The sequence below is a fragment of the Paucibacter sp. TC2R-5 genome (assembly GCF_025717605.1).
Classification (GTDB): domain Bacteria; phylum Pseudomonadota; class Gammaproteobacteria; order Burkholderiales; family Burkholderiaceae_C; genus Paucibacter_A; species Paucibacter_A albus.
Genome location: NZ_JAJIRQ010000006.1, coordinates 322,790 through 338,798, shown reverse-complemented (window position 1 = coordinate 338,798; position 16,009 = coordinate 322,790). Strand labels below are relative to the sequence as shown.

Sequence of the window (16,009 nt, the reverse complement as noted above, 5' to 3'; positions counted from 1 at the left end):
GTCGCTGTGGCGTTGCGAGGAGACCGGCTGCCCCAGCGAGTTCGCCCGGCATCCTCTGCGGGAGGCGTGGCGGAACGGGTCTGCGGGCGGGCTCTTCTTACGCCGGTATCAACCGGATCAAGTTCAGCGGGTCTATGGCTTCCACCACATCTCAGCCCGGCGCATAACTTCTTACTTATGTATGCGCAGCAGGGCACCCCGGAGCGAAGCGCAAGTATAGATGAGCCGTGAATTACTTCGCGTTCTGCAGGCGCCTCTACGGACAAACCCGCAGCTCATTTGCGGGGGGCTGCTCCCTACACTGCCTGCCTTGGCGTCGTCGTGTCGCGCCCTCTTTTCTGGAGTGTTCTTCATGAGACGCTTGAGCTGCCTGGGGCCGGGCTTGCCCAGCTTGATGATGGTTTTGCTGCTTGCGGCCGGTAGCGCTCGCGCTCAGGCTGATGGGCCGCTCAAGCCTGAACTCAGCGCCGAAGAGCGTGCGCAGCGGCAGGCCGAAAAGGTCTTTACTTTCATCAAGCTGCAGTCGGTGAAGCCTGCGGCCAAACGGGCGAGCACGGATGCCCTGCCGGCCACCACTTCTGCCAACGCGCCGGCCAGCCCGCCGCTTCAGCCTGCCAACACCGCGCAGGCCAAACCCGCAGCGAACAAGCCGCTGGCCAAGCCGGCCGTCGCGGTGGCCGCCGCAGCGGCTGGCGCAACTAGCGCTGCCGTCGAAGCACGTCCTTCGGCGCATGCCGGCCCTGAGTCGCCGCCGGTACTCTTGGCTGCGGCCCAACTGACAGCGGCGGCGGTGCCGCCCGAGCTTTTGCCACAAATGCCCAGTGAGCCGGCCGAGCCCGAGCCGCCTGCCTTGCAACTGCTGAGCAAGGTCGAGCCCGAGATCCCGCGCCAGCTGCAGGCCGACTTCAGAGGCGGTGCGGTGACGGTGCGTTTCATGGTGCAGGCCGATGGCTCGGTCATGCAGGCGCAGGCCCTGCAAGCGTCGCACAAGCGGCTGGCCTTGGCTGCCGTCACGGCGGTCAATCAATGGCGTTTTGCGCCGCTGCCTTCGCCTCGCGAGGCCACGGTGGAGATTGCGTTTGCGGTGGAGTAGTGCTGCGGCTTAGGCCGAAGCAGCCACTCAAGACGCTCTGAGTAAATCAGCCAGCACGGCCGCAATGCCAGCCGATGTGGCCGCCAGCAACACCAGACCAATGAAGCTGCCGATAGCTTTGCCGCGCTGCTCGCTCGGCCGGGATTTCGCCAGATAGTAAGGTATGGCAAGCACCGAGGCCATGATTATCGCGCCGCCTAATAAGCTACTTCCACGGTACTGGCGTGCCTGGGCATCCTGGCGGTACCAGAGGTAGCCTATCAGCATGAATAACAAGGACGAGACGACATCGAAGGGTTTTTGCATCACCAGGCCAAAACTTCCCGCCGTGCCTTCGGCCAAGCCGCACAGCACTGACAAGGCCAGCAGGGCGAAGACGCTATTGCGCAGACTCATGGCATGGCATGGCATGGCAGGGAAGTTGTTGACGAGGCAATTTTGCACTAGGCGACCTCGACTGTTTGCGGACAGGTTCTAAGACTCAGTTCCGGGCTTGGCAATTCGATAGAGCAAGTACCAATGCCTCCAGAAACACCCGGGTGCGCAAGGGCATCAAGCGTCGCTCAGGGAAGACTGCCCAGCAGGCGGCGGCAGGCAAGCACCAGTCGGGCAAGAAGCGCAACAACTCGCCGCGAGCCACATAGTCTTGCGCGAAAAGCTCAGCCACTGCACCTTGCCAGCTTTGCGCCATCGCCGTTGTTGAACAAGGCGAGGCGGCGCGCGGCCAACTGGCTTTTTCACAAGCGGCTCGTCGTGGCTGTGGTCAGCGCAGTTCAGCAGTGGCAATTCGCGCCCTTGTCCACTGCACGCGAGGCGTCAGTGGCCATTGCCTTTCAGGTCGAGTATCGGCCCCCCGCTCCCTAGTATTAGGGGCTGTGTATTGATTCTCGGCGACTAACATATGCCTCGCCAAAATAACGAGTTAGCTGTGAGTTATATCTTTGGCTTTCGCTCGACGAGGCGTCCGATTAAATAAAGAAGGTGTTGCCATGACGTGTATGAAACGACTCGCGTGCTCGGTGCTGATGGGGGCGGTGGCTTTGATGGCCTTGCCCGTACAGGCTGTTGTTGCGCTTCCTGCGTACTACAAGTATTCATACCTGCATGGAACCTTGACCGACTTGAGTGCGGACCAAGTTGTGCAAGGTGTTCCGGGCAATATCTATGTTTTGCCGACCGTCTATGGCGACGGTTCGAGCGCGCAGTCATGGACTTCTGTTGGTGTGGATGACTCTCAAGTCAAAGCGTTGACGCAGAATGGGGAACACAAATACAGCTACAGCGGCGAAGCGCAAGTCGATGCAGGTTTTGGTCTGCATGCAAAGGTTCAAACGCTGACCAGTGATGCAAGCCGCAGCAGTACGACGACCTTGTTTGCTAACGCATCGGCAGGGTGGGGCGATCGCTGGTACGTCGCGCCAACTGCAGACCATCTGGAAAACTCCGCTGGCTTGTTGAATCTTCATCTGAGTTTGGATGGCCAATTGCTGTCCGATCGGCTGAGCGGCTCGACGCATCCCTATAACAACTTTGCGTCCTTGGTGGCGCTGGCTTACCGGTTGACGAATACCGGCGTAGCGTGGCAAGGCGCCGGCGGCGTTTACTTGGATGGCCAAACCGCTTGGCAGTTCAGCTCCCCCAGTTGGCATGATTGGAATCCCCCCATCACGGCCAAGCCGGTGGCTCCATTTGCAGGGGCCGGGGCAGTTGAAGTTGAAGTCTTGATGCCCTTCCTCTATGGGCAGGCCTTTTATCTTGAGCTGCAATTGAATCTTTTGGGCCAAGGCAACAGCACACTGGACTTCGGTCACACCGGCAAGTTGACGGCGGTAGAGATGCTGCAAGGCACCAGCCTGGAAACCGGCTACGCCTCAGAAAACCCGAATGCGCCCGCGCTTTTTACGCAGCTGCAAACCAATAATCCGGTATTGAATCCGGTGCCTGAGCCCGCCTCGGCCTTGTTGCTATTGCTTGGCATCCCTGTGCTGTGGGCTGGCCTGAAGCGTAGGCATGAGTAGGCCGAATTGATTTCTCTGCCGTCAGTCGTTTGCTGGGATAAAGAAACTCGGCGCGAGTTTCAAGGCGAAGATTGACCAGGGCAACTCGACAAGGCGAGCGCCACCGCTTCCAAGAACACCCGAGTGCGCAGCGGCATCAAGCGGCGCTCGGGGAACACGGCCCAGCAGGGTACCGGGGCCAGGCACCAGTCAGGCAGGATGCGCAGCAACTCGCCGCGGGCGACATAGTCCTGTGCGAAATGTTCGCCGACGGCGGTGATGCCGACGCCGGCGCAGGCCATCTTCAGCAGCAGATCAGGGGCGTTGACCAGGCTGCGTTGGCGCGGCATGCCCTGCCAGCTTTGCGCCGCGTCCGTGCCTTGGCCTTTGTGCAAATGCCAAGGCATCGGCTCCCCGGATCGGCTCAAGATCATCAGCCCGTGCAGGTCTTCCAAGGCCGCGGGTAGCAAGGGTTCGCCGTGCGTGTGTACATAGGCGGGCGAGGCATAGAGACCATTGCTGAACAGGGCCAGGCGGCGTGCCGCCAATTGGCTGTCCTCGGGCAATGGCCCCATGCGTACGGCCAGATCAATGCCCTCGGCAATCAGGTCGACGCGGCGTGGCGAGAGGTCCAGCGATAGCTGCACCTCCGGGTAGTCCAGCGCGAAGCGACTCAACATGTCGCTGAGGGCCAGATTGGCCAAGTCGCCGGGCATCGAGACCCGCAGTCGGCCGCTTGGGCGTTGCTGGCGGTGCAATGCCAGGGCCAGGGCGCCATCAACTTCGGCCGCCAAGGCTCGCGCGTGCTCCAGCACGCCGGCGCCAAATTCGGTCAGCGTCAGGCTGCGGGTGCTGCGCTGCAAGAGTTTCTCGCCGAGCCTGAGTTCCAGCGCGGCAAGCCGGCGTGACACGGTTGATTTGGGCAGTTGCACCCGTTCGGCCGCGCGGCTGAAGCTGCCGGCATCGACCACGCGGGCAAACAGCAAAAGGTCATCGGCGTCCAGGCTCATCGCTTGATTGGGTTTGATTGGTGCATTGGTGGAACGATGTTATCCAATTTGAGGACTTCCGTTGCATTGAGGCTATCAATACAGTGAGGCCATCGTCAGAACAAGACGCCACACACCGCAAAGGACTCGCCATGAACATTCTGCAAATCAACTCCAGTGCCCGCCGCCTGCAAGCCAGCGGAGAGGGGTCTGATTCGACCCGGTTGGCCAATGAACTGGCTGCGGGCTTGTTGCAGCAAAGCCCTGCCGAGGCGACAAAGCTTGAGGTCCTGGATCTGGCGCTGACGCCGCACCCGGCACTGGATGAGGCCGCCCTGCAGGCCATGTTCACGCCGGCCGAGCAGCGCAGCCCGGCGCAGGCCGAGCGCGTCGCGCTGGATATGGGCTTGGTGGAGCAGTTGCGCCGTGCCGATGTGTTGCTGCTGGCCGTTCCCATGATCAACTTCGGAGTGCCGGCGCTGCTGAAAAACTGGATCGATGCGGTGGCCAAGGCCGGCGTCACCTTCCGCTACACCGCAAACGGCCCCGAGGGCTTGCTGAGCGGCAAGAAAGTCTATGTGCTGCTGACGCGCGGCGGCATCTACCGTGATCAAGCAGCCGATACCATGGTGCCCTATCTGCGCACGGTGCTGGGCTTTTTGGGGCTGAGCGACATCAGCTTTGTCTATGCCGAGGGTTTGGCAATGGGCCCCGAGGCGGCGGCCCAGGGCTTGGCGGCGGCGCGCGAGCAGATTCAAGAACATATCGCCAGCCCCATGCTGGCTTGAACCGAAGTTCCAAGAAAGAAGAGGCTGTTGCGATGAAACTCAATCCGATTGTTTTGCAAGCCCCCCGCGCTGTTGAGCGCCTGATCGCGGGCCAAGCCACCAGCGACGGCGCCGGCGTCAAGCTGACCCGCGTGCTGACGCAAAACCTGCAGCGCCGGCTCGACCCTTATCTGATGCTCGACGCCTTTGGCTCGGACAAGGCCGATGACTACATCGCCGGCTTCCCTGACCACCCGCACCGGGGTTTCGAGACCATCACCTATATGCTCGAAGGCCGCATGCGCCACCGTGACTCGGCCGGCAACGAAGGCTTGTTGGGCAATGGCGGTGTGCAATGGATGACAGCCGGGCGCGGCGTCATCCACAGCGAGTTGCCCGAGCAGGAAGAGGGCCGCATGGAGGGCTTTCAGCTCTGGTTGAACCTGCCCAGCTTCGAGAAGATGCGCGAGCCCTGGTACCGCGACATTCCCTCGCCTCAGATCCCCGAGTTCGAATTGGATGGGGTCAAGGTGCGGGTGATCGCCGGTGCCAGCCATGGCGTAGCTGGCGCGGTGCAGCGCGAGCACACCGAGCCGCTGTATCTGGACCTGCATCTGCAGCCGGGTGCGCGCTTCAGCCAGCTCTTGGCCGACACGCATAACGTCTTTGTCTATGTGTACCGGGGTGAGTTGGCCTTTGCGGGCGAGGTGCAGGTGCCGCAGCAGCGCATGGCCATCTTGGCCAATACGCCGGGCAGCGACGGGCTGAGCTTCACGGCCGGCGCGGCGGGTGCGCGGGCGATTGTGGTGGCCGGCAAGCCCCTGGGCGAGCCGATCGCGCAGCACGGCCCTTTCGTGATGAACACGCAGGCCGAGTTGATTCAAGCGGTGCGTGACTTCCAGGCCGGCGTTTTGGCCTGAAGAATTTTGCCTTCAATGCCGGGTCGCGATGGTGCAGCGGGTATCCTCGTGGCCTGTGTGGTTTCATGGGGCTATTGCCTTGTCGGTGTCTTTGCGCAATGCGCTTTTTTTAAGCATCTTCCTCGCTTGGGGCCCTGCGCCGGCCTGGGCGGAGCCATTGCGCTTTGTTGTCGACACCAGCGTGTCATTGCCCTATGCCAAGTTTGAGAAGGGTGAGCTCACGTCCGGCCTCAGCCATCAACTTGGCCTCGATCTGGCCAAGCGCTTAGGCCGGGAGGCGGTGTTTGTGCCTGTCGCACGCAAACGCATCACCGCTGCCCTGGAGCGCGGTCAGGCCGACCTGATCTGCGGTTATGCCAGCGCCTGGTTGCCGGGGCCGTTTCAGTGGAGTCAGCCGGTCGCGCAGCATTTTGAATTGTTGATCACACGCGCCGATATGCCGGCGCCGCAGCGCCTGGAGGACTTGGCCGGCCAGGCGATCGGGACGATTGCAGGCTTCCGCTACGTGACGCTGGAGCGCCAGCTGGGCCTGAAATTCAGCCGTGATGATGGCCCCGATGCCGAGGCGCTGCTGCGTCGCCTAGCGGCCAAGCGCGTAGCGCATGCGATCGTCAGCCGCAGCTATCTGGACTACCAGCGTCAGGTCTTGGGCTTTGATTTGGCGCTGCATCAGCCTTTGCTGCTGGAAAAAACCGATCTTCGTTGTGCCTTGTCGCTCAAAAGCGCCTTGCCCTTAAAGCAGCTGGACGAGGCTTTGCAGGCCATGCACAAGGATGGCTCCCTGCATATTCAGCATTAGGATGAGTCATTTCAAGCCCGCCAGCGCTTGAGTAGCAAGGCATTGCTGACCACCGAGACGCTGGACAAAGCCATCGCCGCGCCGGCAATCACCGGGTTCAAAAAGCCGAAGGCCGCCAGCGGAATGCCGATCACGTTGTAGGCAAAGGCCCAGAACAGGTTTTGCCGAATCTTGGCGACGGTGCGGCGCGACAGATCAATCGCCTGCGCTACCAGCGCCGGGTCGCCATGCATCAGCGTGATGCCTGCGGCCGCCATCGCCACGTCGGTGCCGGTCGACATAGCCAGGCCCACATCGGCGGCGGCCAGGGCCGGCGCGTCGTTGATGCCGTCGCCCACCATGGCCACTTGCTCTTTCTCTTGATCTTGGCTCTTGCCTTTCAGTTCCGCCACGATACGTGCCTTGTCCTCGGGCAGCACCTCGGCGCGCACCTCGGTGATGCCCAGTTGGCTGGCGACCAGGGCCGCGCTGCCTGCGTTGTCGCCGCTGAGCATCACGCAGCGCAGGCCCATCTGATGCAGCGCCTGCACGGCGGCTGCCGCCGTCGGCTTGATGTTGTCGCCAAAGGCCAGCAGGCCCAGCAGGCGCGGGCTGCTGGACACCTCGGCCAGCCAGGACACCGTGCGGCCTTGCGCTTGCAGGCTGTCGGCCTGCGTCTGCAAGGCCTCGGTCGACACGCCTAACTCCTGCATAAAGCGGCTGCTGCCGAGGCGAAGATCCAGCGAGCTCAGGTCTTGTTCTTTCAGCCGGGCCGCTACTCCCCGGCCCGCCACGGCGCGCATCTCAGTGCTCGGGGGAACCACGATGTTTTGCGCCGCAGCCGCAGCGCCGACCGCGCGGGCCAGCGGGTGCTCGCTGCCGGCTTGCACGGCCGCCGCCCAGCGCAAAAGTTCCGCCGGCTGGGTCCCGTCGGCCGCATGCAGGGCCAGCAGCTCGGGCTTGCCGACCGTCAGCGTGCCGGTCTTGTCAAAGGCGACGACAGTCAGCTTGGCCGCTAACTCCAGCGCCTCGGCGTCTTTGATCAAAATGCCGTGGCGCGCCGCAACGCCGGTGCCGGCCATGATGGCGGTCGGTGTGGCTAGGCCCAAAGCGCAGGGGCAGGCAATCACCAAGACGGCGACGGCGTTCAGCAGCGCCTGCTCCCAATTGCCTTGCAGCAGCCCCCAGCCCAGCAAGGTGAGCAGGGCCAAGCCGATCACCACCGGCACAAAGACGGCGCTGACTTGGTCGACCAGGCGCTGAATCGGCGCCTTCTTGGCCTGCGCGGATTCGACCATGCGCACGATGCGCGACAAGGTGGACTCCGCGCCCAGCGCGCTCACGCGCAGCAGGAGCAAGCCCTCGCCATTGACGGCTCCGCCGACGACCTTGTCGTGCACGGCCTTGGCTACGGCCAGGCTCTCGCCGGTGATCAGCGACTCGTCGACATGCGAGGCGCCTTCCAACACCTCGCCGTCCACCGGGATGCGCTCGCCCGGCCGCACCACCACCTCGTCGCCTAAGCGCAGCTGGCCCAGCGGCAGCTCGATGTCCTGGCCGTCGCGGCGCACGCGGGCGGTATCGGGCTGCAGCTTTTTGAGCGCACGAATGGCCTCGGTGGTTTGCCGCTTGGCCCGCGCTTCCAGCCATTTGCCCAGCAAGACCAGGGTGATGACCACGGCCGCCGATTCAAAATAGAGCTGCATGCTCAGCGGCCCGCGCAGCCATAGCTCGTAGACCGACAAGGCAAACGCCGCGCTGGTGCCAAGGGCGACGAGCAAATCCATATTGCCGCTGCCGGCCCGCAATGCGGCCCAGCCGGCCTTGTAAAAGCGCGCGCCCAGCCAGAACTGCACCGGCACGGTCAAGGCAAGCTGCCAATAGCCGTTCAACATCCAATGCTGACCCAGCAGCATGCCGGCCATGGGCAGCACCAGCGGTGCGCTCAGCAGCGCGGCGATCAGCACCGGCCAGCCGCTGTGCTGCCAGCTCGGCTTGGGCGGAGAGGCGGCATTTTCGGCATCCACCAAGCGCGCCTCATAGCCGGCCTTGGCGATGGCCGCGATCAGCGCTTGTGGCTCGACGCTGCTGAGCATGCGCACGCTGGCCGCTTCGGTGGCCAGATTGACCTCGGCCGACAAGACGCCGGGCATCTTGAGCAAGGNGATCAGCGCTTGTGGCTCGACGCTGCTGAGCATGCGCACGCTGGCCGCTTCGGTGGCCAGATTGACCTCGGCCGACAAGACGCCGGGCATCTTGAGCAAGGCGCGTTCGACCCGACCCACGCAGGAGGCGCAGGTCATGCCGCTGATTTGCAGGCTTAGGCTTTGCTCCGGCAGGCTGTAACCGGCCGCCTCGACGGCGGCGCGCAGCAGCGGCAGCGTGATTTCGGCGGAGCCGCTGACGCTAGCGGTCTCGGTCGCCAAGTTGACTTCGGCGCTGCTGACGCCGGGCACGCGCAGCAAGGCTTTTTCTACCCGCTTGACGCAGGAGGCGCAGGTCATGCCGGCGACGGGGAGGGTGAAAGACTTGGCGGCGGCGTCGTTGACGCCCGTTTTACTGCTGTTATTGCTGTTACTGCTGCTGTTCATCGGGCTTCGATTCTGGCCTCAGCCATGAGGGGCAGGGCTGTGCTGAACTAAGCGCCGCGCCCCCAAAAGAATTGGGTCAACACCCGCTCACCGCCGGGCAGGCCCTTGATGGTGAAGGATACAGGGCTGAGTTCAAACAAGATACCGCCGCTGCCACAGAAGGTGCTGCCCATGGGCGTCGGCTGCTTGGTGACGCGGTAGACCGCCACACCGTCGAGTTCGGCCGTTTGCTGGCCCTTGAACAGCTCTTTGGCCTCGTCCGCCTTGATGCTCATGCGCGCGAGCTTTTCGGCACTGATATGGCCCCAGAAGTTGCCGATCTCGCCGAAGTCAAAGACCTCCAGCTTGCCGCTGATCTCACGGCGGAAGCAACTGGCGATGGGGAAGGGCCAGTCCCGGTGGCCGCTGCCGCTGGGTCTGATGGCGGCGCTTTTCAGATGGGCGAAGACCGGGCCAATCACCAGCGTCTCGTTGTCAAAGGAGTAGGAGCTGCGGTCGGTCTTGAACTTGACCTGCGCGCTGACCAGCGGCGGCAGCGGCTGCGGCGCGCCCAGGGGTTTGAGGCGCTCTTGCAGTTGCTTCTCGAAGCGTTGTTTGAACTCTTGAATTGCGAAGGGGTCGCGGTAGTTGATGCCGATCTGCTCCCACACCAGTTGCGAGCCGATCTGGCTTTGATAGGCGTTGCGCAGCATGCGCTCAGTGGCGGCTTTGCCAATGTACTGCTCGTGCTGTGCGTAAAGCTGTTCGAGGTCAAGCGGGGCTGGCTCGGCGGCGGCAGCCGTAGCGGCGGTGGTGACGCTGAGCGCGGCAAGCAGGGTGCTGAGGATCCAGTGACGGTGGAATTTCATGGGGCGAGAGAGGTCAATACAGGGGAGGTCATCAGTGTAGTGGCGGCCTTTGATCCGCTACAGCTGATTTGGTGTACCTGCACGATGCCGGGCCGAACTCCCGGCATCGTGCCTGGCGACCACGTCAGCCATACCGGCAAGACCTGACCCTCACACGCCGATCCCTCGCCGGTTTATGCTGAGGTCCGTTCAACCAAAAGGTCCCCACCATGTACGAATTCAAACTCCCCGATATGACTTGCGGCCATTGCGTCGCCGCCATCACCAAGTTGGTGGCGACCGTGGATGCCGAGGCCAAGCCCTTGTTTGACCGCGAGGCGAGAGTCTTGCGGGTCGAAAGCGAAAAAGGCCGCGACGTCTTCGTCGCGGCCTTGACAGAAGAGGGCTACCCGCCCGCTGTTTAAGGTTTGAGGTTTAAGGCTTAAGACCTCAAACTCGCTTTAACGCCGTCGTATCAATCGGCAGTTTGCGCACCCGCACGCCGGTAGCGGCAAAGATCGCGTTGGTCAGCGCCGGTGCCAGCGGCGGCGTGCCGGGTTCGCCGATGCCGCCGGGTGCCTCTTTGCTCGGCACGATATGCACTTCCACCTTGGGCATCTCGCTCATGCGCACGACCGGGTAGTCATGGAAGTTGCTCTGCTCGACGCGGCCGTCTTTGTGCGTGATCTTGCCGTACAGCGCCGCTGACAGCCCATAGCAAATCGCGCTTTCGATCTGGTGCGTGATGGTCAAGGGGTTGACCGTCATGCCGCAGTCAACGGCTGCGACGACGCGGTGCACCTTGGGTGTGCCGTCTTTGGCGATCGAGATCTCGGCCACCTCGGCCACATAACTGCCGAAGCTCTCGGCTACCGCAATGCCGCGGAAGATGCCCTTGGGCGCAGGCTTGCCCCAGCCCGCTTTTGCCGCCGCCAACTCCAGCACGCCGCGCAGACGTGGCTGCTTGGAGAGCATCTGCAAGCGGAACTGCAGCGGATCGGCTTTTGCCGCATGGGCCAACTCATCGACAAAGCTCTCCAGGAAGAAAGCATTTTGCGAATGCCCGACCGAGCGCCAGAACCAGACCTGCGGGCCGGGCTCGGCCTGCCCATAGGCAATGCGTTGATTGGCGATGTCGTAATGATGATCGGCCAGGCCCTCGACCGCCATGGCGTCCACGCCGCTTTCCGGCAGCTTCATGAAGCCGGAGCCGGCCATGATGGAGGGTGAGCCGATGTCGGCGCGCAAGAGGCTGACACGGCCCTTGTCGTCCAGCGCGCCTTCAAACTTGACCACCGAAGCGGGGCGATAAAAGCCCGCCGCCATATCGTCTTCGCGCTCATAGATCAGCTTGACCGGGTGGCCGCTGAGCTTGGACAAGAGCGTGGCGCTGATGGTGAAATCATGCGCAAAACGGCGCCCGAAGCCGCCGCCCAGCAAGGTGGTGTTGACCTGCACCTTGTCGGTCGGCACTCCGGCTATTTTTGCGATGATTTGCTGCGTCGGCCCCTGGCCCTGGGTGCCTACCCACACCGTGGCCGCGCCGTCGCGCACCCAGGCGGTGCAGTTGAGCGGCTCCATACAGGCGTGGGCCAGATAGGGCACCTCGTAGCTGGCCGACAGCTGTTGCGCGGAGTTGGCGGCGGCGTCTTTGAGATTGCCACTGTCCACCGCCACGGCGCTGGCTTTGCCGGCTGCATCCGACAGCATGGCCGAGACTTTCTCGGTGGACAGATCGGCGCCAAGGCCGGCCCCCAAATCCCACTGCACATTGAGGGCCGCGCGACCCTTTTTCGCGGCCCAAAAGCCCTTGGCCAAGACGGCCACGCCGTTGTCCAGCGCGATCACATGCTGAACGCCCTTGACCGCGCGCGCCGCCGCTTCGTCACTGCTCTTGACCTTGGCTCCGGCCACCGGCGCGCGCGCCATCACGGCCACCAGCAAGCCGTCCAGATGGGTGTCTATGCCGAACTGGGCCGAACCGTTGACCTTGGCTGCACTGTCCAGGCGGCGGGTGGGCTTGCCCAGGATCTTGAAGTCTTTGCTGTCCTTCAACTTGGGCGAGGCCGGCACGGCTTGTTGGGCCGCGCTTTCCACCAGCGCACCGTAGGAGAGCTTTTTGCCGCCGGGGCCGATCACATGGCCGCGCTCGGTGCGCAGCGTGGCCGCATCGACCTTCCAGGCCTGCGCCGCAGCTGCCACCAGCATCTCGCGGGCCGCCGCACCTGCCTGGCGCAGCGGCGTCCAATGCGCACGCACCGTGGTGCTGCCGCCAGTGCCTTGCATGCCGAACAGCGGGTTGTTGAAGGCTGTGTCGGCAGGGGCTTGCTCAACCCCAATCAGCGCCCAATCGGCGTCCAATTCCTCGGCCACCATCATCGGGATGGCAGTCAGTACGCCCTGGCCCATTTCGGATGAGCCGCAGAGCACGGTGACGCGGTTATCGGGCGTGATGCGCAGCCAGGCACTCGGCGCAAAGGTGTTGCTGACGGATTGGGCCAGTGCACGCTTGCTCGCCAAGGGCAGCGCGAAAGACAGCATCAAGGCGCCGCCGGCAATGCTCTTGAGGAAGCCCCGACGGGAAGTTTGCGGCAGTGTTGAGGTGGTATCCATCTTCATGCGCCTTTCTTCAGCGTGGCGGAGGCATCGTGGATGGCGGCGCGCACTTGGTTGTAAGTGCCGCAGCGGCAAATATTGCCGCTCATGGCTTGGTCGATGTCGGCGTCACTGGGCGACTTCTTGGCAGCCAGCAGCGCGCAAGCACTCATGATCTGGCCGCTTTGGCAGTAGCCGCATTGCGGCACATCGATCTTGACCCAGGCGGCTTGCACCACCTTGCCGGTTTTGCTGGCGCTGATGCCTTCGATCGTGGTGACCTTTTTGCCAACCGCCGCAGACAGCGGGGTGGAACAGGCGCGTACCGGCTGGCCATCCAAATGCACGGTGCAGGCACCGCACAAGCCCATGCCGCAGCCAAACTTGGAGCCGGTCAGTTGCAGGTCTTCACGCAAGGCCCACAGCAGCGGCATATCGGGGTCGGCGTCCACGCTGGCGGGTTTGCCGTTGACGTTGAGATTGATCATCGTGAGTCCTTGCGAATGCAAATAGTGAGGCTTGGCCGCGCTCTTGGCTCTTGGCTCTTGGCACTTGGCTCTGGGCATGTGCGCAGCAGATGCCCGTTGCGCAGCATACACAGAGTTCTATCAGTTTGCTTGCGCTTGGGCCGCTGCCCGCCCTGGGCCTTGACTTCTTTTCTGGGCCAGACTCGCTGCGTCGACATAGGGCTGCAGATCGCCCATCTCCAGGTGCTCGACCACCAAGCCATGCTTGACCTGAATGGCAATGACGAGCGGTATCACGCTGCGCACCACCGGCTGCCCAGGTGGCGCAAAACTCCAGTCCGAAACGCCGATGAAGACCGCCTGTTCGCCAGCGAAAAAGCTGCGTTCGAGTTTGAAGCTGTGCGTTTCGATATAGGGGTAGGTGGCTTTGAAATAGCCGATCAGCCGGCTTTTTCCGTCTTGCCCCAGCTCACCAAAGACGAGCTTGGCGCTCGGGTCCCGAAAGCTGATCTGCTCGTCCATCATCTCGGCAAGGTGCACCCAGTCTTGCTGAATATAGGTGTGCAGATAGGCCTCGGCAATCGCCTTTGTCTTGGCCGAGGCGGACTGGTAGTCCGGCCTTGCCGGGCTTTGGGCGGTCTGCGGCTCCTGCGCCGCTTGGGTCGGCACAGTCAGGCTGGCGAGTAGGCTCAGGCCGAGGATCAGCTTGGGCAGGGAGTTGTGTCGTCGTTGCATGGTCAAGTGAGCTTGGGATGGCTGGCGAAGCGATCACTGTGGCGCGAAGTCGGGCCGCAAGTGAAAGGTTTGGGATGAAACACCGGCCCCGAGCCAGCGAGCCCAGGCGCCTGCCGGCGGGCCGGGAGTCAGATCGAATAAAGTGCTTGCACCAGCTCTTGCCTGGCGGCTTTCATCACGCCCGGCTGAACATCTCCCGACCATGTCTATCGCTGCTCACATGGCAGCCCACACGGCTGCCCACACCTCTGTCCTTGCAGCATTGCCCGAAGCGGATGAAGCGGCGAAGGCGAAGGTGGCCACGCGCGGCATGCTGCTTGGCAAAGCGGTGCATGGCCTTTTGGTGTGCACCGGCTTGTGGCTGTTGATCTGGTTGTTGATGGCCCTGGCGCAAACGGCAGATGCCGCCAACACGGGGCGCACCAGCCTGAGCCTGCTGCAGGTGCTGCGGCTCAGCCTGTCGGCCTTTCCGCCCTATATCCTGTTCAGCTGGGTTTTGTTCCTGCACGCTTGGCGCCGGCCGCAGCAGTGGGCCAGCCCGGAGAAGCAAATACGCGTGTTCATGGTCAGCATGTCGCTGTTCGCGCTGGTGTGGCTGAGTTACTTTTGGCTTTTGGAGCTGCTGCGCGAAGGCGCGCTGCCGGATGCATGGTGGGCCCTGGTACTGAGGAACCGGTGGTATTCGCTTTTCTATGATCTTGTGCTGGCGGGTGGTGCCTTCTCGGTGCAGGCCTTTGTGGTTTCCAAGGCCAATGCCCAGGCGCGCGAGGCCGCCCGGCAACGCGAGCGGTCCGACCATTTGCGCTTGCGCCTGCTCTTGTTGCAAGGGCAGTTGGAGCCGCATTTCTTGTTCAATGCCTTGAACAGCATCTCGGCCCTGGTGCGCGCCGCCGATCGCGGCATGGCCCTGACGGCCTTGACCCGTGTCAGTGAATTGCTGCGTTATGCGCTGCGGGCCAGCAAGACCGAGTGGGTCTCGGTGCAAGATGAACTGAACTTCATGCGCGACTATTTGCAGTTGCAAAGCCTGCGCTATGGAGAGAGTTTGTCCGTGCAATGGCAAATCGATGAGGCGGCTTGGGAGCGGGCCGCTTGCCCGCCCTTGATGTTTCAGCCGCTGGTGGAGAACGCCATTCACCATGGGCTGGAGGCATGCGACGGTGAAGGTTTTGTCGCCTTGAGTCTGAGGCCGGACGGCGACGGGTTGCGCCTGACGCTGCGCAATCCCGTCGGCGCCGAGACCCCGCGGCAGCGTGGCCACGGCCTTGGGCTGTCGGCGACCCGCGAGCGTCTACAGCTGCTGTACGGTGATGCGGCCCGATTGCTGACCCGGCAAGAAGCGGGCAGCTTCACGACCGAACTGATCCTGCCCTGGCGAGAGCTGCCGGAGTAGCCGCCCTATGAGAATTCGAAAATGGACCGCCCTGGTGGTGGACGACGAGGCCCTGGCGCGACGCAATCTGCAGCTGGCGCTGGCCGAGCATCCCAATTGGCATGCGGCGGAGCTCTGCGCAAGTGCCGCCGAGGCCCGCGTGGCCATGGCCGGGCGCGATTTTGATTTGCTCTTGCTGGACATTCAAATGCCGCGCCAAAACGGGCTGAGCTTTGCAGCCGAATTGTGCGATGGCCCCCATCCGCCTTTGCTGGTTTTTGTGACCGCCTATGACGAACATGCGCTGGCGGCCTTTGACGTGTTTGCGCTGGACTATCTGCTCAAGCCTTTTGATGACCAGCGCTTCGCTGCCATGCTGGCCCGTGTTGAACAGATGCTGACGCTCAAGCAAGGTGCGGTCTCTGCGCTGGCCCAAGCCCAAGCCCAAGCCCAAACCCAAGGGCAGACGCTGAGTGGCTTTTTGCATGAGCAACGCAGCTTGGCGGGGGGCGAGGCTATTCCCGCTGTGAGCTTCTTGAATGTTCGCTCGGTGGGCATGCTCGAGCGTATTGCGGTGGCTGATATCGAGTGGATCAGTGCAGCGGGCAACTATGTGGAGCTGCATCTGCGCGCGGCTGAGGGGGGTAACAACAGACCGCGCGTGGTGCTGCACCGCGCGACCTTGACCGCCCTGGAGCAGCGCTTGCCCCGCCAGCAATTCATGCGGGTGCACCGCACAGCCCTGCTGCGCCCCGAAGCGCTTGCGCGCCTGGAAGTCAGCGGCGACGCCTGCTACGAAGCCACCTTGCGCAGCGCCGACAAAGTACCGGTCAGCGAGCGCTATGTGAAGCAGCTGCGGGCTTTGTTGGGCTAATCCT

General features: G+C 63.1%; 15 protein-coding genes and 1 riboswitch. Of the genes, 8 read left to right on the top strand and 7 right to left on the bottom strand.

Annotated features, from left to right (window positions below):
- Positions 1 to 77: 77 nt before the first annotated feature.
- Positions 78 to 211, bottom strand: a riboswitch (TPP riboswitch).
- Between the two features lie 141 nt (positions 212 to 352).
- Entirely contained in the window at positions 353 to 1,093 is a 741-nt protein-coding gene (locus LNV08_RS16175) for an energy transducer TonB (protein WP_263534752.1), read from the top strand.
- 27 nt (positions 1,094 to 1,120) lie between these two features.
- Here the strand turns inward: LNV08_RS16175 and LNV08_RS16170 are convergent, their stop codons facing one another.
- Complete coding sequence (locus LNV08_RS16170) at positions 1,121 to 1,489, bottom strand: hypothetical protein (RefSeq protein WP_263534751.1); 369 nt, start codon at positions 1,487 to 1,489, stop codon at positions 1,121 to 1,123.
- A gap of 602 nt (positions 1,490 to 2,091) precedes the next feature.
- Here LNV08_RS16170 and LNV08_RS16165 point away from each other — a divergent pair.
- Positions 2,092 to 3,111 carry a PEP-CTERM sorting domain-containing protein gene (locus LNV08_RS16165; protein ID WP_263534750.1) on the top strand — a complete coding sequence of 340 codons (1,020 nt, stop codon included), beginning with the start codon at positions 2,092 to 2,094 and terminating at the stop codon, positions 3,109 to 3,111.
- Positions 3,112 to 3,170: 59 nt separating this feature from the next.
- Here LNV08_RS16165 and LNV08_RS16160 read toward each other — a convergent pair whose 3' ends face one another.
- The gene (locus LNV08_RS16160; protein ID WP_263534749.1) at positions 3,171 to 4,100 is read right to left on the bottom strand and encodes a LysR family transcriptional regulator; all 930 of its coding nucleotides are present in this window, start codon (positions 4,098 to 4,100) and stop codon (positions 3,171 to 3,173) included.
- Positions 4,101 to 4,231: 131 nt separating this feature from the next.
- Between LNV08_RS16160 and LNV08_RS16155 the strand changes: the two genes are divergently transcribed.
- The 3 genes from LNV08_RS16155 to LNV08_RS16145 all read left to right on the top strand — a co-directional run bounded on the left by LNV08_RS16155 (position 4,232) and on the right by LNV08_RS16145 (position 6,565).
- Positions 4,232 to 4,867: an FMN-dependent NADH-azoreductase gene (locus LNV08_RS16155; protein WP_263534748.1), complete on the top strand. Its 636-nt coding sequence runs from the start codon at positions 4,232 to 4,234 to the stop codon at positions 4,865 to 4,867.
- A 32-nt stretch (positions 4,868 to 4,899) separates the two neighbouring features.
- Positions 4,900 to 5,766, top strand: a complete 867-nt coding sequence (locus LNV08_RS16150) for a pirin family protein (RefSeq protein WP_263534747.1) — start codon at positions 4,900 to 4,902, stop codon at positions 5,764 to 5,766.
- Between the two features lie 79 nt (positions 5,767 to 5,845).
- Entirely contained in the window at positions 5,846 to 6,565 is a 720-nt protein-coding gene (locus tag LNV08_RS16145; RefSeq protein ID WP_414858755.1) for a substrate-binding periplasmic protein, read from the top strand.
- 11 nt (positions 6,566 to 6,576) lie between these two features.
- Here LNV08_RS16145 and LNV08_RS16140 read toward each other — a convergent pair whose 3' ends face one another.
- Both LNV08_RS16140 and LNV08_RS16135 read right to left on the bottom strand, forming a co-directional pair.
- The gene (locus LNV08_RS16140; RefSeq protein ID WP_263534746.1) at positions 6,577 to 9,135 is read right to left on the bottom strand and encodes a heavy metal translocating P-type ATPase; all 2,559 of its coding nucleotides are present in this window, start codon (positions 9,133 to 9,135) and stop codon (positions 6,577 to 6,579) included.
- Positions 9,136 to 9,182: 47 nt separating this feature from the next.
- Positions 9,183 to 9,983, bottom strand: a complete 801-nt coding sequence (locus LNV08_RS16135) for a hypothetical protein (protein ID WP_263534745.1) — start codon at positions 9,981 to 9,983, stop codon at positions 9,183 to 9,185.
- Positions 9,984 to 10,192: 209 nt separating this feature from the next.
- Here LNV08_RS16135 and LNV08_RS16130 point away from each other — a divergent pair, with 209 nt between their 5' ends.
- Positions 10,193 to 10,387 (top strand): heavy-metal-associated domain-containing protein, encoded by a 195-nt coding sequence (locus tag LNV08_RS16130; protein WP_263534744.1) that lies wholly within the window; start codon positions 10,193 to 10,195, stop codon positions 10,385 to 10,387.
- 25 nt (positions 10,388 to 10,412) lie between these two features.
- Here the strand turns inward: LNV08_RS16130 and LNV08_RS16125 are convergent, their stop codons facing one another.
- The 3 genes from LNV08_RS16125 to LNV08_RS16115 all read right to left on the bottom strand — a co-directional run bounded on the left by LNV08_RS16125 (position 10,413) and on the right by LNV08_RS16115 (position 13,759).
- Positions 10,413 to 12,575, bottom strand: a complete 2,163-nt coding sequence (locus LNV08_RS16125) for a xanthine dehydrogenase family protein molybdopterin-binding subunit (RefSeq protein WP_263534743.1) — start codon at positions 12,573 to 12,575, stop codon at positions 10,413 to 10,415.
- Between the two features lie 2 nt (positions 12,576 to 12,577).
- Entirely contained in the window at positions 12,578 to 13,045 is a 468-nt protein-coding gene (locus tag LNV08_RS16120) for a (2Fe-2S)-binding protein (RefSeq protein WP_263534742.1), read from the bottom strand.
- Positions 13,046 to 13,165: 120 nt separating this feature from the next.
- On the bottom strand, positions 13,166 to 13,759 hold the full coding sequence (locus LNV08_RS16115; protein WP_263534741.1) for a nuclear transport factor 2 family protein: 594 nt from the start codon (positions 13,757 to 13,759) through the stop codon (positions 13,166 to 13,168).
- Between the two features lie 202 nt (positions 13,760 to 13,961).
- Between LNV08_RS16115 and LNV08_RS16110 the strand changes: the two genes are divergently transcribed.
- Both LNV08_RS16110 and LNV08_RS16105 read left to right on the top strand, forming a co-directional pair.
- Positions 13,962 to 15,152 carry a sensor histidine kinase gene (locus LNV08_RS16110; protein ID WP_263534740.1) on the top strand — a complete coding sequence of 397 codons (1,191 nt, stop codon included), beginning with the start codon at positions 13,962 to 13,964 and terminating at the stop codon, positions 15,150 to 15,152.
- A gap of 7 nt (positions 15,153 to 15,159) precedes the next feature.
- Positions 15,160 to 16,005 carry a LytR/AlgR family response regulator transcription factor gene (locus tag LNV08_RS16105; protein WP_263534739.1) on the top strand — a complete coding sequence of 282 codons (846 nt, stop codon included), beginning with the start codon at positions 15,160 to 15,162 and terminating at the stop codon, positions 16,003 to 16,005.
- Positions 16,006 to 16,009 lie beyond the last annotated feature (4 nt).

Coding starts and splice junctions, on each gene's coding strand:
- LNV08_RS16175 (WP_263534752.1), top strand. CDS start 353: ATGAGACGCTTGAGCTGCCTGGGGCCGGGCTTGCCCAGCTTGATGATG.
- LNV08_RS16170 (WP_263534751.1), bottom strand. CDS start 1,489: ATGAGTCTGCGCAATAGCGTCTTCGCCCTGCTGGCCTTGTCAGTGCTG.
- LNV08_RS16165 (WP_263534750.1), top strand. CDS start 2,092: ATGAAACGACTCGCGTGCTCGGTGCTGATGGGGGCGGTGGCTTTGATG.
- LNV08_RS16160 (WP_263534749.1), bottom strand. CDS start 4,100: ATGAGCCTGGACGCCGATGACCTTTTGCTGTTTGCCCGCGTGGTCGAT.
- LNV08_RS16155 (WP_263534748.1), top strand. CDS start 4,232: ATGAACATTCTGCAAATCAACTCCAGTGCCCGCCGCCTGCAAGCCAGC.
- LNV08_RS16150 (WP_263534747.1), top strand. CDS start 4,900: ATGAAACTCAATCCGATTGTTTTGCAAGCCCCCCGCGCTGTTGAGCGC.
- LNV08_RS16135 (WP_263534745.1), bottom strand. CDS start 9,983: ATGAAATTCCACCGTCACTGGATCCTCAGCACCCTGCTTGCCGCGCTC.
- LNV08_RS16130 (WP_263534744.1), top strand. CDS start 10,193: ATGTACGAATTCAAACTCCCCGATATGACTTGCGGCCATTGCGTCGCC.
- LNV08_RS16125 (WP_263534743.1), bottom strand. CDS start 12,575: ATGGATACCACCTCAACACTGCCGCAAACTTCCCGTCGGGGCTTCCTC.
- LNV08_RS16120 (WP_263534742.1), bottom strand. CDS start 13,045: ATGATCAATCTCAACGTCAACGGCAAACCCGCCAGCGTGGACGCCGAC.
- LNV08_RS16115 (WP_263534741.1), bottom strand. CDS start 13,759: ATGCAACGACGACACAACTCCCTGCCCAAGCTGATCCTCGGCCTGAGC.
- LNV08_RS16110 (WP_263534740.1), top strand. CDS start 13,962: ATGTCTATCGCTGCTCACATGGCAGCCCACACGGCTGCCCACACCTCT.
- LNV08_RS16105 (WP_263534739.1), top strand. CDS start 15,160: ATGAGAATTCGAAAATGGACCGCCCTGGTGGTGGACGACGAGGCCCTG.